Source organism: Erwinia sp. E602 (assembly GCF_018141005.1).
GTDB lineage: Bacteria > Pseudomonadota > Gammaproteobacteria > Enterobacterales > Enterobacteriaceae > Erwinia.
On the sequence record NZ_CP046582.1, the window covers coordinates 4,214,821 to 4,229,581 of the forward strand.

16 protein-coding genes and 1 other RNA gene are annotated in these 14,761 nt (G+C 60.7%); 4 read left to right on the forward strand and 13 right to left on the reverse strand.

Translation table 11 applies throughout. The features are described 5' to 3' along the window. Positions 1–25: 25 nt before the first annotated feature. The 3 genes from GKQ23_RS20935 to rsmI form a co-directional block, all read right to left on the reverse strand. Positions 26–685, reverse strand: coding sequence for a DUF4145 domain-containing protein (locus GKQ23_RS20935; RefSeq protein WP_212409340.1), 660 nt, complete (start codon positions 683–685; stop codon positions 26–28). Positions 686–1,113: 428 nt separating this feature from the next. Continuing rightward, an RNA gene (gene rnpB, locus GKQ23_RS20940) (RNase P RNA component class A) lies at positions 1,114–1,602 on the reverse strand. A gap of 32 nt (positions 1,603–1,634) precedes the next feature. Beyond that, a complete protein-coding gene (gene rsmI, locus GKQ23_RS20945) occupies positions 1,635–2,498 on the reverse strand; it encodes a 16S rRNA (cytidine(1402)-2'-O)-methyltransferase (RefSeq protein WP_101505468.1) in 864 nt (287 codons plus the stop codon). A 63-nt stretch (positions 2,499–2,561) separates the two neighbouring features. Between rsmI and GKQ23_RS20950 the strand changes: the two genes are divergently transcribed. From GKQ23_RS20950 to dolP, 4 genes are read left to right on the forward strand one after another with little or no spacing between them, the layout of a single operon-like run. After that, the gene (locus GKQ23_RS20950; protein ID WP_212409341.1) at positions 2,562–4,658 is read left to right on the forward strand and encodes a penicillin-binding protein activator; all 2,097 of its coding nucleotides are present in this window, start codon (positions 2,562–2,564) and stop codon (positions 4,656–4,658) included. After that, a complete protein-coding gene (locus GKQ23_RS20955; protein ID WP_056235531.1) occupies positions 4,616–5,008 on the forward strand; it encodes a YraN family protein in 393 nt (130 codons plus the stop codon). The genes GKQ23_RS20950 and GKQ23_RS20955 overlap by 43 nt, the downstream gene beginning before the upstream one ends. Positions 5,009–5,047: 39 nt before the next feature. Continuing rightward, the gene (gene diaA / locus GKQ23_RS20960) at positions 5,048–5,638 is read left to right on the forward strand and encodes a DnaA initiator-associating protein DiaA (protein ID WP_056235528.1); all 591 of its coding nucleotides are present in this window, start codon (positions 5,048–5,050) and stop codon (positions 5,636–5,638) included. A gap of 9 nt (positions 5,639–5,647) precedes the next feature. After that, a complete protein-coding gene (gene dolP / locus GKQ23_RS20965; RefSeq protein WP_056235527.1) occupies positions 5,648–6,220 on the forward strand; it encodes a division/outer membrane stress-associated lipid-binding lipoprotein in 573 nt (190 codons plus the stop codon). Positions 6,221–6,268: 48 nt separating this feature from the next. Here the strand turns inward: dolP and GKQ23_RS20970 are convergent, their stop codons facing one another. From GKQ23_RS20970 to cybC, 10 genes are all read right to left on the reverse strand, one after another. Next, positions 6,269–8,176, reverse strand: coding sequence for a transcription antiterminator (locus tag GKQ23_RS20970; protein ID WP_212409342.1), 1,908 nt, complete (start codon positions 8,174–8,176; stop codon positions 6,269–6,271). A 317-nt stretch (positions 8,177–8,493) separates the two neighbouring features. Further along, positions 8,494–9,234: a KDGP aldolase family protein gene (locus tag GKQ23_RS20975; protein ID WP_212409343.1), complete on the reverse strand. Its 741-nt coding sequence runs from the start codon at positions 9,232–9,234 to the stop codon at positions 8,494–8,496. After that, a complete protein-coding gene (locus GKQ23_RS20980) occupies positions 9,231–10,352 on the reverse strand; it encodes a DgaE family pyridoxal phosphate-dependent ammonia lyase (RefSeq protein ID WP_212409344.1) in 1,122 nt (373 codons plus the stop codon). Before GKQ23_RS20980 ends, GKQ23_RS20975 begins: the two co-directional genes overlap by 4 nt. Beyond that, positions 10,336–11,469: an amidohydrolase/deacetylase family metallohydrolase gene (locus GKQ23_RS20985; RefSeq protein ID WP_212409345.1), complete on the reverse strand. Its 1,134-nt coding sequence runs from the start codon at positions 11,467–11,469 to the stop codon at positions 10,336–10,338. The genes GKQ23_RS20980 and GKQ23_RS20985 overlap by 17 nt, the downstream gene beginning before the upstream one ends. Before the next feature lie 44 nt (positions 11,470–11,513). Continuing rightward, positions 11,514–12,158, reverse strand: coding sequence for a DUF4310 family protein (locus GKQ23_RS20990; RefSeq protein ID WP_056235513.1), 645 nt, complete (start codon positions 12,156–12,158; stop codon positions 11,514–11,516). A gap of 11 nt (positions 12,159–12,169) precedes the next feature. Continuing rightward, on the reverse strand, positions 12,170–12,946 hold the full coding sequence (locus tag GKQ23_RS20995) for a DUF4311 domain-containing protein (RefSeq protein ID WP_056235510.1): 777 nt from the start codon (positions 12,944–12,946) through the stop codon (positions 12,170–12,172). Positions 12,947–12,977: 31 nt separating this feature from the next. Continuing rightward, positions 12,978–13,277, reverse strand: a complete 300-nt coding sequence (locus GKQ23_RS21000) for a DUF4312 family protein (protein ID WP_212411912.1) — start codon at positions 13,275–13,277, stop codon at positions 12,978–12,980. After that, positions 13,274–13,636, reverse strand: a complete 363-nt coding sequence (locus GKQ23_RS21005; protein ID WP_056235504.1) for an SFCGS family glycine-rich protein — start codon at positions 13,634–13,636, stop codon at positions 13,274–13,276. Before GKQ23_RS21005 ends, GKQ23_RS21000 begins: the two co-directional genes overlap by 4 nt. 50 nt (positions 13,637–13,686) lie before the next feature. After that, positions 13,687–14,025 (reverse strand): glycine dehydrogenase, encoded by a 339-nt coding sequence (locus tag GKQ23_RS24015; protein ID WP_056235503.1) that lies wholly within the window; start codon positions 14,023–14,025, stop codon positions 13,687–13,689. 346 nt (positions 14,026–14,371) lie between these two features. Then, the gene (gene cybC, locus GKQ23_RS21015; RefSeq protein ID WP_212409347.1) at positions 14,372–14,758 is read right to left on the reverse strand and encodes a cytochrome b562; all 387 of its coding nucleotides are present in this window, start codon (positions 14,756–14,758) and stop codon (positions 14,372–14,374) included. Positions 14,759–14,761 lie beyond the last annotated feature (3 nt).

A 14,761-nucleotide genomic window follows, 5' to 3' on the forward strand; every position in this document is an offset into this window, starting at 1 on the left:
TTTGCTTTTATAGTATATAATTAAATTACTTCTTAGATCTGGGGGTTGGGTTTATTTTATTAACATTTATTTTGTTTATGTAGATAGACTCAATGACGTTTTCCGTTATATCCATGATGCTATTAATTTCGCTACTAGAAGCTTTATAGCTTCTATGCATACTTGCATGACCAGCTTCAATTACCTTATCAATTGCTTGAAACTGATACTTCGATATATAACCTTCATCTTTTAATTTAGATAAATTTTTCTTAAAGGTTCCTTGGTCACCAATAACTTCCACCATTACCATTTCAAGCAATGCCCTAACACCCATAATGGCTAATCGAGGCATGTTGTTTTTTAAGGCTATATAAATCTCTCTAAAAACCTCGGCTTTATCAGATTGCTTAAATGATATCGCATCACCATCAATTCGATGTAGCCACTTCGGTTCCTTTCTAATGGTTTTAGGCGGATACTGATTAGAAAAATACTCATCATTCATTCCGCTGAATGTGCTTTCGATGTACAATGTAATACTCTCGCAACCCATGCACTCAGAGAGATAATAGTTATCCTCCTCAAAATAAACAACTTGCTTTCCTTCCTCTTCAAATTCAATTTTTTTCTTGTGGGATAGAATGAGATGCTTTGTTTCACGGGAGCAGTTATTACAATAGATTCTTTTTATTTCTTCTGGCATATAGATTATTTTTTGTTAACTTTCACTTAATCATACTCGAAAATGAACATTTTTTACAGAACAATCTTACTAGCTATAATGCAGAAAAGTATAAATCACCACATTTAATAACTAATCTTTTAAATAACACTGTCCGCCCCGAGTACACGCACTCTTCTTAGATGGTTTATCTGGAGGCAAGAGAAATATCACATTTTGTGTTCGCAATACAGGTAAGTGGACAGTTTCTCCCTATACCGTTCGATTATCATCAATAGTTGATGTATCCCATTTTTTCTTCTGAGCACCTGAGATATACCAACGTATTGTTTTTGAATAAGTTCGAAGCTGACCGGTAAGCCGCATTCTTTTCATGAAGAGTGCCGTGGACAGTCATTCATCCGGTACAGAAAGCACAAAACCCGCCGAAGCGGGTTCTGTGTCGAATGAGTTGAAGCTGACCGGTAAGCCGGGTTCTGTCGTGGACAGTCATTCATCTAGGCCAGCAATCGCTCACTGGCTCAAGCAGCCTACCCGGGTTCAGTACGGGCCGTACCTTGTGAACCCCTATTTGGCCTTGCTCCGGGTGGAGTTTACCGTGCCGCGAACTGTTACCAGCCGCGCGGTGCGCTCTTACCGCACCCTTTCACCCTTACCTGATTTCTCCTTCATCTTTCAGACTGCAGCTGCGTTGGCTGCCCTCACTCACCCCGGTCACTTAGTTACCTAAGCTCCCGGGGATTCGTTCGGTTGCCGCCTTGCCGCAGCCTGAAATCTTTCGGAGAACCATCGGCGGTTTGCTCTCTGTTGCACTGGTCGTGGGCTTGCGCCCCCCAGGCGTTACCTGGCACCCTGCCCTATGGAGCCCGGACTTTCCTCCCCTTTGTCTGTCTCCCCGAAGGGGACGGCAACAAAGCGGCGACTGTCTGGTCAGCTTCGGCGCGCAGTGTATAGGGTTTTCTGTGGCTTGTCACTCACCCTGCTGGTCAAGCGCGTACTTATACAGGGCATTTTTCTTCACGCCGTGGATTTCGGCGGTCAGCGCTGCCGCTTTTTTCAGCGGCAGCTCGGTCTGCAGCAGCGCCAGCGTGCGCAGCGCCTCCTGCGGCAGCGCCTCCTCTTCGGCGTGGAAGCCTTCGACGATCAGCACCATCTCGCCCTTGCGGCGGTTCTCATCCTCCTGCACCCACGCCAGCAGCTCGCCCACCGGCGCACCATGAATCGACTCCCAGGTTTTGGTAATTTCCCGCGCCAGCACCACGTAGCGTTCAGCACCCAGCACCTGGACCATATCCTGCAGGCTGTCGAGCAGGCGGTGGGTCGACTCATAAAAAATCAGCGTGCGTGGCTCTTCCAGCACGGCGCGCAGCGCATCACAACGGCCTTTGCTTTTGGCTGGCAGGAAGCCTTCATAGCAGAAGCGATCCGAGGGCAGCCCGGACGCGCTGAGCGCGGTAATCGCCGCACAGGCACCCGGCAGCGGCACCACGCGGATGCCGGCTTCACGGCACAGGCGCACCAGGTGATAGCCCGGATCGTTGATCAGCGGCGTGCCGGCATCGGAAACCAGCGCTATGCTTTGACCGTCCTGCAGCTTCGCCAGCAGCGTCTCCGCCTTCTGCTGTTCATTATGATCGTGCAGTGCGAACAGCCGCGCATTGATGGCGAAATGTTGTAGCAACAGCCCGGTATGACGTGTATCTTCCGCTGCGATCAGGTCGACGCCTGCCAGCACCGCCAGGGCCCGCTGGGTGATATCGCCCAGGTTACCAATCGGTGTGGGAACGATATAGAGCGTGCTGGCAGAAATCTCTGCCCGATCGTGTTGTTTCATTGTTTGATCCGAATTGCCGATTTAATATTGAGCATCTTGAAAAAAAACATCACTGGATACAGTATGCTTCCTTCGAAAGTAATTCACAGCAAAGCCGGGCGCATTGCCCCGCTGCTGCTGGCAGCACTGATTTTTGCCGGTTGTACCGGTAACACCCCGCAAACGCCCCCGGCGGATGTCCAGGGCGCGGCCACCGGCACCTCAGACTATTACCTGCAGCAGATGCAGCAAAGTGCAGATGATAACAAGGTTAACTGGCAATTACTCGCAATCAGAGCGTTGCTGAACGAAGGCAAGCTGCCCGTCGCTAACGATCAGCTGTCACAGCTGCCGCAGCAGCTAAGCAGCACCCAGAGCCAGGAAGTGCTGCTGCTGCGCGCTCAGCTGAGCACCGCACAGCAAAACAGCCAGGCCGCCGCCGCACAGCTGAAGCAGATCGATCCGTCGGCGCTGTCGAAAGATCAGCTGGCGCGCTATTACCAGCTGCAGATCGCCGCAGGCCAGGGGCAGCCGTCGCTGGATCTGCTGCGGGCCTATATCGCCCAGGAGCCGCTGCTTGGCAGTCCGGCGGACAAGCAGAAAAATATTGATGCCACCTGGCAGGCGCTGACGCAGCTGAGCCAGCAACAGATGAATACTCTGACCATCAACGCCAATGAGAACGTGCTGCAGGGCTGGCTGGATCTGCTGGGCGTTTACCGCGCCAACAGCAGCGATCCGGATATGCTGAAAGCCGGCATCAGCGACTGGCAGACCCGTTACCCCTACAACCCGGCGGCAAAAATGCTGCCTTCCGCACTGAGCCAGGTGCAGAATTATCAGCCGGCCTCCACCGGCAAAATCGCCCTGCTGCTGCCGCTCAGCGGCCAGGCGCAGGTGTTTGCCAGCGCCATTCAGAAGGGCTTTAACGACGCGAAAAACGGCCTGCTGGCGCAGAGCACCGCGCCGCAGGCGCAGGCCCCGGTGCAGGCAGCAGATGCCCAACCCGCTGCCGCTGATGCCGGTGCGGTGGTCAGCCCGTCCGCCGCACCGGTGGACGGCAGCGCGCAATCCGCTAACGGTGACACGAATACCGCAGCGGGCGATGCGCTTCAGACCGCAGGCAACAGCGGCAACGCGCCCGCTAATCCACAGGCAGGCAGCAGCGTGGCCGCGCCTTCATCCAGCACCCAGTTACAGGTTTATGACACCGGCAGCCAGCCGGTGGCCCCGCTGCTGAGCCAGGCGCAGACCGACGGCGCCACGCTGGTGGTCGGCCCGCTGCTGAAAAACCAGGTGGAAGATCTGGCAAACAGCCAGACGCCGCTGAACGTGCTGGCGCTGAACGAGCCGGGCACCATCCAGAACCGTCCGAATCTTTGCTATTTTGCGCTTTCTCCTGAAGACGAAGCGCGCGATGCCGCCCATCATATGTGGGACCAGGGCAAACGCGCCCCGCTGCTGCTGGTACCGCGCAGCGGTCTCGGCGATCGGGTTAAGGTGGCCTTCAGCCGCGAATGGCAGAAGCTGGGCGGCGCCACCGTCCTGCAGCAGCAGTTTGGCTCGAGCGCCGAGCTGAAACAGGGGATCAACAGCGGCGCGGGTATCCGCCTGAGCGGCACCCCGATTGACGTTCAGCCTGAACCGACCCAGGCGGTCAGCGTCGCCGGCCTGACCCTGCCGGCACCGCAGGGGCTGACCCAGCCAGGCCCGGTTACCGACGGCGGCAGCAATAGCAGCAGCAGCGTCGACTCGGTCTATATCATCGCCACCCCGGACGAACTGGCGCTGATTAAACCGATGATCGCCATGCGCGTCAGCAGTCGTGATAATGTGGGTCTGTACGCCAGCTCGCGCAGCAATCAGGCCGGTGCCGGCCCGGACTATCGTCTGGAGATGGATGGCCTGCAGTACAGCGATATTCCGCTGTTGTCCGGCGCTAATCCGGCGCTGATGCAGCAGGCGGCAAGGAACTTTAACAACGATTACTCGCTGGTGCGGCTGTACGCGATGGGCATTGATGCCTGGACGCTGGCCAACCACTTCAGCGAAATGCGCCAGTTGCCGGGCTTCCAGCTCAAAGGCAACACCGGTACGCTGAGCGCCAGCCAGGATTGCGTGATTAACAGGAAGTTAATATGGAACCAGTATCGTCAGGGGCAGGTGGTGCCGGTGTCCTGACCCGGCAGCAGCAGGGCGCGGCGCGGGAACGTCAGGCGCGCCGCCTGCTGGAAGAGGCAGGGCTGCGCTTCGTCGCCGCCAACGTGCGCTACCGCAGCGGTGAGATTGACCTGATCATGCGGGATAAGCAGTGTTGGGTCTTTGTCGAGGTGCGCTATCGCCGCTCAGACCGCTTCGGCGGCGCGGCGGCCAGCGTCACCCGCAGCAAGCAGCTCAAGCTGCTGAAGGCCGCGGCGCTGTGGCTGCACGGGCGCGGGCTGAGTTTTACCAGCGCCAGCTGTCGTTTTGACGTGGTTGCCATCACCGGTGAACAGGTCGAATGGCTGGCGAATGCCTTTACGGCGGAATAAGAGCCTGAATTCACGGGCCCAATTAACCAGGTGAACACTGTGCTGGAAAGAATTAAAGTCTGCTTTACCGAAAGTATCCAAACCCAGATTGCGGCCGCAGAGGCCCTGCCAGACGCCATCTCCCGCGCGGCGATGACCCTGGTACAGTCGCTGCTGAATGGCAACAAAATCCTGAGCTGTGGCAACGGAACCTCCAGCGCCAATGCCCAGCATTTTGCTGCCAGCCTGATTAACCGTTTTGAAAGCGAGCGCCCGAGCCTGCCGGCGATCGCGCTGAGCGCCGATAACGTGTTGTTAACGGCGATAGGGAACGATCGCCTGCATGATGAGGTCTATGCCAAGCAGGTACGCGCTTTCGGCCAGCCCGGCGATATCCTGCTGGCGATCTCAACCCGCGGCAACAGTCGCGATATTGTGAAAGCCGTGGAAGCCGCGGTCACCCGTGATATGACCATTATTGCCCTGACTGGCCACGATGGCGGCGAGCTGGCGGGCCTGCTCGGGCCACAGGACGTGGAGATCCGCATTCCTTCGCACCGCAGTGCCAGGATTCAGGAGATGCATATGTTAACCGTGAACTGCCTGTGCGATTTAATCGACAACACCTTGTTCCCCCACCAGGATGTTTAAGGAGATCAAATGAAAATATTATCTGCCGGTGCCGTGATTCTGACCGCGTTACTGTTGCAGGGCTGCGTGGCGGCCGTGGTTGGCAGCGCGGCCGTCGCCACCAAAAGCGCGACCGACCCGCGCTCCGTTGGCACCCAGGTTGATGACGGCACGCTGGAGCTGCGCGTGACCAACGCCTTGTCGAAAGATGAGCAGATCAAACAGAACGCCCGCATCGTCGCCACCGCCTATCAGGGCAAAGTGCTGCTGACCGGCCAGTCGCCGAACGCCGAGCTGTCCAGCCGTGCCAAACAGATCGCCGTTGGCGTCGATGGCGCGACCGAGGTCTATAACGAGATCCGTACCGGCAATAAGGCCAGCTTCGGCACCGCCTCGTCCGATACCTGGATCACCACCAAGGTGCGTTCGCAGCTGCTGGGCAGCGACCAGGTGAAATCTTCTAACGTGAAGGTGACCACCGAGAACGGTGAGGTGTTCCTGCTGGGCCTGGTGACCAGTGAAGAAGCCAAAGCCGCGGCCGATATCGCCAGCCGCGTCAGCGGCGTGAAGCACGTCACCACCGCCTTCACCATTCTGAAATAATCCTCCGGGGGCCGGCAGCGGCTGGCCCCGTAAGCCGATCTGCCGGGCTTACAGCCGGCTTAAGCACTCCATCGCTACCGTCTTAAAGCTGGCAAAGTCGGCACAGTCGCGCAGCCGCAGCGTGGCGCGTTCGCGGACAAAGGTGACAAACAGCTCGTAGATCGCCATCGCCTGCTCATAGTCCTCCTTGCTGATCGCCAGCAGGAAGATCACATAGGCCGTCTCGTCACCCCAGGCGATCCCCTGCGGGGCCAGCACGGTATAGACGCAGCTGCGCTGCGCCTGCAGCCCCAGCGCGTGCGGCAGCGCGATGCCCTCACCGAGCAGCGTGCTGACGATGGCTTCGCGCTCCTCCACTGAGGGGTAAAAGGCCGTATCCACCACCCCATCCTGCTGCAGCCGATCGCACAGCTGGCGAAACAGCTCGCTGCGCGCAACGGGCTGCTCCAGCCGCAGGAAGTGCCGTTCTGAGAAGTATTTCTCCAGCATCCAGGGGCGGGTGCGATCCAGCAGCGCCAGCTTGCCCAGCTGCTCCAGCTGATAGTCGCTGGGGAACGGATCGACCACCACCACCGGCTTCTCTTTCTCCTCCAGCCGCACGGTAGAGACCACAAAATCCGCCTCCACCGTCGTCAGCTGTTCATAATCGCGCCGGGTGATCATCTCCTGTACCACCAGCTGCGGATAGTGCCGCAGCAGCATCGCCTGCAGCATGCGCAGGGTGGAGTTGCCGCTGTCGCAGACCAGCATCACCTGCGGCTGACGCTGATAGCCAACCTGATAGTGACGCTCAAGCCCGACGCCAATGTGCAGCACCAGAAAACCGACCTCATTCTCGCTGACGCGGTAAGGGGTATGTTTACTCCAGCTGGTCACCGCCGACAGCGTAATGTCGTACGCCAGCGGGTAGTGCTGCTTGATGTTGTCGAGCAGCGGATTCGGAATGGCGATCTGATAACGCAGGCGGGTGATCAGGGTTTTAACGTGGGTCAGCAGATCGGCGCGCAGCTGCCGGTCGTGCTGCAGGGCAAAGTTATAGCGCTCGTTGATGTAGCGCAGCAGATAGTCGACCAGCAGCTCATCGTCATCGGCACCGATCGTCCCGGCGGCAAGCTCGCCGATGCGTCGCGCCGCCAGCTGCACCCGCAGCCAGGCCTCTTCGGCGGCGGGCAGCACCCTGCCCGCCAGCGGCTGCAGCAGCGCGGCAAGCTGACGTGCCGCCTGCTGCACGTCATCATCCACCTCGGTGGCAATCGCCTCGTTTAACGGGCAACCCGCCGCCAGCCGCTGTACCGCCAGCGCACAGTAGAGCCGCAGGTAGCGCTCACCGTCATCGCTGACCCTAAGTCCGGAGTGCAGCAACGCCTGGTGCAGCAGCGGCTGCACGGCTGCCAGCCGTTGGTCGTCGAGCGCCGCGCTCAGCGTCGGCGCTAAGGGCCCGGCGCTGCTGTGCTGATAGAGCAGATCGGTCAGGCCGCTGCGGATCGCCCGCTCAGGGCCGAACAGCTTCATGCCGAAACGCGGCCGGCTCTCAATCGTCAGCTCATAGCGGCCCAGCCACTCGCGCACCTCCGCCATATCCCCCTGCAGCGTATTGCGGCTGACGAACCACTCACAGGCCAGATCTTCCAGCTTCAGCGCAAAGGCGGAGGTGAGAAAACGCAGCAACAGCTGCAGCACGCGGTCGGCCGAGGTGCGCGGCGTGCCGGCAGCGGGCGCGGCGGTTTGCAGCATCGCATGGAAACGGCGCTCATCGTCAATCTGCAGCTGATAGCCGCTGCCGCGATTGAGCTGCAGGCTGGCACCGTGATCGGCCATCAGCTGGTTCAGCGCGGCGATATCGGTGCGCACGGTGCGGGTGGAGACGGCCAGCCGCCGCGCCAGCTCATCCTGCGGCAGCGGCTCGTTTTGCAGCAGGGCAAACAGCTGGGCCAGACGTTGATTAGGGAATCTCACGATGTGCTTTTTCCAGTGTGCCACGCGGGTTGAAGACGAAGGAGAAAGGCAGCCTAACTTTATTCGCGCCGAGAAAATAGTGGCAAATCCTTAAAACGCGATCTGCCACGATCCGCACGCCGCCAGGCGTCGCCGACCGCGATAGCCGGATACCGACGTCAGTCATCATCAGATACCACCAGCGACCCTTGCCGGATACCGCTGCCTGTCATCATCAGATACCCCAGCAGCCATTGCCGGCAATCATCCACCGCTAGTCATTGTCAGATGCCAGAGGAAACAGCAGCCTCTCTCCCGGCAGGCACCTGACGGGCGGCTTACTTCAGCAGCTGCTGGGTAATATTCAGCAGTTCGGCCACGTCCTGCGGCCGGGTCAGGCCGGTTTCCGGGTCAATGATCGAACTGTAGATATGCGGCACGATTTTACTGACGCCGGCATCCAGCGCGATCTGCATAATGGTGCCGTAGTTGGCCAGATCGATACCGCCGGTCGGCTCCAGCCAGAAATCCTGCTGCGCACAGGCGCGCGCCACTTCACGGAACTCATCCAGCCGCGCCGTGCCGCCCATCGGGTAGTACTTCAGCGAGCTGCCGCCCATATCGCGCAGCATGGCGATGGCGCTGGCCACCGGCACCAGCGCCGGTTCGGCCTGTGCGCTGAGCGGCCCGGTGGCCACGTTGACCCAGCCAGGCCGACCGCTGGGGGAGATCAGCCCGTTAACCAGCGTCTGCTGCTGGCCGAGCAGCGCCCGGCTGGTGCCGACGCCGGTGAACACCTGATTGACGTGCTGCGGCTGTACCAGGGCAGCAATCTCACTGACCATCGCCGACTGCTTAGGATCGCCCGCCCCCAGCCCGACCGACAGCGCGTTATCGGTCAGCCGCGCGTATTCGCGCATATCCGACACCGCGGCGTGTACGCTGGGGTAGTTTTTTGACAGCACGCCGACCAGCACGTAGCCCTCCGCCGCTTGCCACACGTCGCGGGCGTTCTGATGCGAGGCGGCCAGCACGTTCAGGCAGACGCGATTGCGATAAAAATTGGGGCTCAGTTTCATCCCTGGTGTTCTCCGGTTAACAGTGACGCGATAGCAAGATAAAGGGTGTGCAGCTGTTCGGCGCTGACGCTGCGCACGTCCACCTCGACGATGCCTTCGTTGGCCTTGTAGCCACGGAAGTAGATCGCCGGGCGGCCCTGTTTCAGCGCCTGCACCAGCGCGGCGGTGCTGCGGCCGTTAGCCGCCTCATCCAGTTGAATTTCGGTGCGGGCGATATCGCGCCCGGCGCTGTCCCATACCACCCGCGCCTGCACGCCGTGCAGGCCGTTAAGCTGCGCAATAAATGGCGTCATTTTTTCCACCATTGCTGCGCCGCTGACCTTCTCCTGCTGCAGGTACTCTTCCACCGCGCGGGTCAGGCCGAGAATGCCCTCTTTACCGACCTTCATCGCCCGGCCAATGCCCTGCGACTGGCGTTTCACCCAGGCAATATGACGCTGCCGTCCGACCACCAGCCCGCTGGTCGGCCCTTCAATGGCTTTGGCCCCGCTGTAGATCACCAGATCGGCCCCCGCAGCGTAGTACGCCTGCAGGTCCTCTTCGGCAGCGGCATCGACGATCAGCGGCACGCCGTGCTCACGCGCTACCGCTGCCGCCTGCGCCACGCTGAGGTGGCTTTTCTGCACGCAGTGGTGCGACCTGATGTAGAGGATCGCCGCCGTGCGGGCGGTCACCGCCGCGGCCAGCTGCGCCGGGGAACATTCGTTGGCGTAGCCCGCTTCCACCAGTCGTCCGCCGCCCAGCGCCACCATGGTGCCCACCGGGGCACCGAAATTGACGTTGTGGCCTTTCGGCAGCACGATCTCATGCGGCACGCTGAGCGGCGCGCTGTGCAGGTTGTCGAGCAGCCAGTCGTCGTCGCGGACGATGACCGCCGCCACCGACTGGGCAATGCCGGCCGAGGCGCAGGAGACCACCAGCGCATCTTCGCAACCGAGCAGCCCGGCAATGTACGCGCCGGTTTTGTCCACCAGGTCTTTCATCTCAAAGTAGTGGCTGAGGCCGTCATTAACCGCGTCCACCACCGCCGCTCCCGGGGTAGATACCCCGAGGATCGTCATGCGTCCGGAGGCGTTAATCACCGGCTTTAAGCCGTAGTGTTCATAAACAGAAGTCATCGCTGTGCTCCCCTTGTTCGGTGAAAAAGATCTGCCCGCCGACCACGGCGGCGAGCGGCACCAGCTGCCGCTCGCCGTTCAGCGTCTCGCCGTCGGCGTCGGTAAACAGGCAGGGTTCAGAACGCAGATCGAAAAGGGTCAGATCGGCGTCCATGCCCGGCTGCAGCCGGCCGCGGCCCTGCAGCCTCAGCCCGTCGGCGGCATGGGCGGTGACGCAGTCGATTACCTGCGGCAGCGTCATGCCGATGTTGAGAAATTTCGACATTACGTGTGCCAGGCTGCGCACCGGCCCGTGCAGACGGTTGCGGCAGTAAATATCGGAGCTGATGGTGTGCGGCAGGATGCCGCGGGCGATCGCCGCCTGCGCCACCGCAAAGCTGAAGCTGGCACTGCCGTGGCCCACGTCCAGCCGCACGCCGCGCGCCAGCGCCTGTTGTACCGAGGCGCGCAGCTCGCCCGCCGGCGTCAGAATGCGGTTGGGTTTGCCGTTGTAGCAGTGGGTGATGATGTCGCCGCGCCCGAGCAGACCGGCAATCTGATCCAGATCCGGCGGCGCGTTGCCGATGTGCACCATCAGCGGCAGCCCGCCGTTCTCCTGCTGCAGCGTTTTGGCACGCTCCAGCGGCCTGATGCCGTTACTCTCCACCACGCTGCTGCTGATGCGCGCCTTCAGGCCGACGATAAACTGCGGCAGCCGCCGCAGCGCGGCCTGCACCGCCGCACCGTCGATACGCGACATATCGGCCAGTTCGTTCTGGGTCTCAATGCCGCTGCGGGCGATATTCAGCAGCGCCAGCACCCGGGTGTCGCAGCCGCGGGTCAGCTGATAAAAGTCATCGACCTGGTCAGCGCCGGTGCTGCCGGCGTCGATCACCGTGGTCACCCCGGTGGCAACGCCGATGCGATCCGCCTCGTCGTGGTAGATCGGCGATTTCGGGTAACAGTGCACGTGGCTGTCGATCCAGCCGGCGCTCAGCCACACCCGCCCGGCCAGGTCCCACTCGCGCCGCGCGTCGCCCGCCACGCTGCCCACGGCGGCAATTTTGTCCTCACGCACGGCGATATCGCTCAGGCTGCCGTCGCTGAGCCGGGCGCGGCGGATAATCAAATCAAACATGGTGTTCTCCTCTGCGCGGCGGCCGGAGCCGCCGCACGACAGCGTTACAGCGAGATCGGGAACAGCGCGCCCAGCGCCATCGCGCCGAGGATCGCCCCACCGGTAATCGGTTTGTTCCACAGATAGAACAGCAGCGATCCGGCCAGCGATCCGAGGCCGATCGGGATCGAGGCGCTCATCGCCGACAGGATAATCAGCGGGCCGAGGAAACGCCCGGAAGCGTTACCCGCCCCCATCATCACGTCGGCGCCGTAGGTGGAGTCGCTGTTGCTGATGGTGAACTTACGCGCGAGGATAATCAGGTAACCGATCGCCAGCCCGACCGCCAGGCCGGTGGCCAGCGATGCGGCAAAGTTGGCGACCGGGAAGACGATCCCGGCACCCAGCAGCAGCGCCGGTACGCCAAGGCCGACCCCGGTCTGGATCGCGCCGCCGATATCCAGAATGCCGACCAGCGAACCTTCGATAATGCGCGCAAACAGGAAGCTGGCACCAAAGGCGGCCACCGCGCCGTAGACGCCGGTCTCCATCCCCGCACGCAGCATCGAGACAAATGCCACTTCGTTAAACGCGCCAAGCCCGTAGACGTAGTACATGTGCGTACCGGCAAACACCCCGGATGAGAGCAGGCCGACAAAGATCGGGAACGACCAGTCGGCGTACCAGAAACCGCTTTTTGACTCTTCCATACCTGCTCCTCTTACTTACCGCTCAGGGTGTTGTGGATCATATCCAGCCAGCCGGGCACGCCGAGGCGGAAGGACTCCAGCAGCTTCATGTCAAATCCGCGGAAGAAGCCGCTGAGCACGAACAGCAGCACGATTGCCACCATCATCACTTTGGTGACCCGCGTCCAGCCGCTCTCTTCCACGCCTTTGCCGATCAGAATGCCCAGCACCAGCCCCGGTACCGCGTTACCCATAATCAGCTGCGCAAGGCCGCCGAAGATGGTCGCCCAGAAGCCGGACTTTTTGCCGGCATCGATTGCCGCCAGCCAGAAGATCACCGGCATCACCGTGTTGACCAGCAGGTTAGCCGCCGGCACCAGCACCTTGACCGCCGTCACCTGCAGCGCGGCAGGCACCGCCGAGGCGGTGGAGTTGAGGAACGCCACGACGATCATGCCGATCAGGCCGCAGGCGATGGCCATCTTCTTCGGGTTGTGCAGCGTTTCGGCCACGTTGCGGTTTTTAACCATCAGCGCCGCCGCGCCCCAGTTGGGCAGAATGCGGTGGTCAACGTCCTGGGTGAAGGAGCCGGCGGCCACCGAGGAGGCCCAGGCGTTAAAGAAGAACCCGAGGCCGAACGAGAAGTGCGATGCCGGATCGCCCTCGCAGGAGTTCAGCTCGCCGAGGGTGCGGAAGGCGCCCATGCCCTGGGTGGTCGGCGCATGAAACATCCTTGCCGCCCCGGCCCCCACGCCGACGCCCACCAGCCCGCCGATAATCAGTGATTTGAAAAGAACGATCAGAAACATCAGCTGTTCCTTATTGTGATTGCGGATGCCGTCAGCCGAGGCGGGTGAAGTTCACCCGGGCGGTATCGATGGCGGTGACGCTGACTTCAACCGCCAGCTCAACGCGGTAATGCCGCCGCTCGCGCGGCAGAAAGAAGAACAGAAACTTTTCGGTGCGCACCTGCAGCTGCGCGCTCAGCACCTGCACGTCCAGCGGCTCGATGCGCAACAGCACCTTTGCGCTCGACTGCAGCAGCTGCGGCTGCACGCGGCTCAGGGCGTCGGCAAAGGCTTTATCACTGCTGGCCCCCTTGCCGCTGACGTTCACCGTGGTGGTGAAGTGTTCCTTCATCCGCCGTACTTCTTCAGCCACGCCTGCACCAGACGCTCGCCCAGCTCTTCTTTATCCATAAAGCCGAAGCCGAGCACCGTAGCCCCCTCGTTAATGGCGGTAACGCCCTCATCGATCGAGCGCATGCCGTGCTTCGCCTTGTAGCCATATTTATTCTGCGCGGTGATTGCCCCCGCGCCGCCGCTGCCGCAGAACGAGATGCCGAAGCTGGCATTCTCCGCCTTCATCACGTCGCCCAGCTTCATATCCGCCGCCACGCCGGGCACCACCACCGCGCGCCCGCCCGCTTTTTCGATGCCGGCGGCAACTTTCTGCCCTTTACCCAGACGATCGCCGATCACTACCGTAATTTGTGACATATTTTGCCCCTTGTCCGACTGTCTGCCTGAGCCGTTGCTCAGGCAGAGGATTAATGTTCTGTGGCGACTTCGATATGTACCGACAGCAGCCAGGCCTCTTCCACCGGCAGGTTGCCGAACAGATCCACCACCTGCTGCGCCAGCGCCATTGAGGCGGGAGAGATCTCGTCAAACAGCTCGGCCTCCACCTCCGGCAGCGCTTCGCCGGTCACCGAGCGCAGCGCCATCGCCTTAACGTGCGAGGTCAGCATCTGCAGCTGAACGGCGTCAGGTTGAATGCCTGCCGCGGCATACAGCCGGCTGATTTGCGCCAGTACCCGCTCTGCCAGCTGTCGGATGGCCCGATCCTGCCCGGCGATAGCCTCTGCCGGCTGCGTTCCATTACTCACGGTGTTCCCCTTACTGTGGCTGTTACCGCAGAGTACGCAGCCGGACGGCGGCTGTTGAGAACCACTTTTTCCACTTTGAAACGGAAATCCGTCAGACGGGCGGGCGCAGGATCGCAAAACGCGACGAAACCGCCCACGCGCATGGCTGGTGCCGTCAGCTGAAGAAGCGCCTGAAGCTGAAGGTGGCTGAGTCTGGCACGGGGACCGAAAATACGCAGACAGCGCTGAACCTGTGGTGAATCCGCTGCTTTTTCTGAAAAGTGGTGGGTAATGCGTTTGCTGAGAAATAAAACGGGCCCTTAACGGGCCCGGAGAGACGGGGTGATGCTGCGTAGTGCTCTGCGGATTAACGGAACTGCTTATGGCCTTCGTTGCGGATCGCATCGAAGCCTTTGGCCTGCTCCTTCGCACCCGCCAGGTCACCGGCGTTAGCCAGCCTGAGGCTGGCGTCGATCCTGCCAATCAGCTGGTCAAGCAGGCCGTGGTACTGCTTAACCTGCTCGCTGTCCGCCGCCTGCCCCTGCAGCTTTTCCGGCGTCTGGGTTTTGGCATCGGTGGCCGCGGCGCGCATATCGGTCAGCGCGCGCACCATCTCCGCTTTATCATCGGTTTTCTGCACGGTACGGGAAGCGCCTTTCAGCACGTCCATATCGGCAGACAGGTCCTGCGCCAGGGCAGCGACGCTGGTAAATAACAGGGTGGAGCTCAACATTGCAATCAGTAATTTACGCATCAG

Coding starts and splice junctions, on each gene's coding strand:
- rsmI (WP_101505468.1), bottom strand. CDS start 2,498: ATGAAACAACACGATCGGGCAGAGATTTCTGCCAGCACGCTCTATATC.
- GKQ23_RS20985 (WP_212409345.1), bottom strand. CDS start 11,469: ATGTTTGATTTGATTATCCGCCGCGCCCGGCTCAGCGACGGCAGCCTG.
- GKQ23_RS20950 (WP_212409341.1), top strand. CDS start 2,562: ATGCTTCCTTCGAAAGTAATTCACAGCAAAGCCGGGCGCATTGCCCCG.
- GKQ23_RS20935 (WP_212409340.1), bottom strand. CDS start 685: ATGCCAGAAGAAATAAAAAGAATCTATTGTAATAACTGCTCCCGTGAA.
- GKQ23_RS21000 (WP_212411912.1), bottom strand. CDS start 13,277: ATGAAGGAACACTTCACCACCACGGTGAACGTCAGCGGCAAGGGGGCC.
- GKQ23_RS21005 (WP_056235504.1), bottom strand. CDS start 13,636: ATGTCACAAATTACGGTAGTGATCGGCGATCGTCTGGGTAAAGGGCAG.
- GKQ23_RS20955 (WP_056235531.1), top strand. CDS start 4,616: ATGGAACCAGTATCGTCAGGGGCAGGTGGTGCCGGTGTCCTGACCCGG.
- dolP (WP_056235527.1), top strand. CDS start 5,648: ATGAAAATATTATCTGCCGGTGCCGTGATTCTGACCGCGTTACTGTTG.
- cybC (WP_212409347.1), bottom strand. CDS start 14,758: ATGCGTAAATTACTGATTGCAATGTTGAGCTCCACCCTGTTATTTACC.
- GKQ23_RS20975 (WP_212409343.1), bottom strand. CDS start 9,234: ATGAAACTGAGCCCCAATTTTTATCGCAATCGCGTCTGCCTGAACGTG.
- GKQ23_RS20995 (WP_056235510.1), bottom strand. CDS start 12,946: ATGTTTCTGATCGTTCTTTTCAAATCACTGATTATCGGCGGGCTGGTG.
- GKQ23_RS20980 (WP_212409344.1), bottom strand. CDS start 10,352: ATGACTTCTGTTTATGAACACTACGGCTTAAAGCCGGTGATTAACGCC.
- GKQ23_RS20990 (WP_056235513.1), bottom strand. CDS start 12,158: ATGGAAGAGTCAAAAAGCGGTTTCTGGTACGCCGACTGGTCGTTCCCG.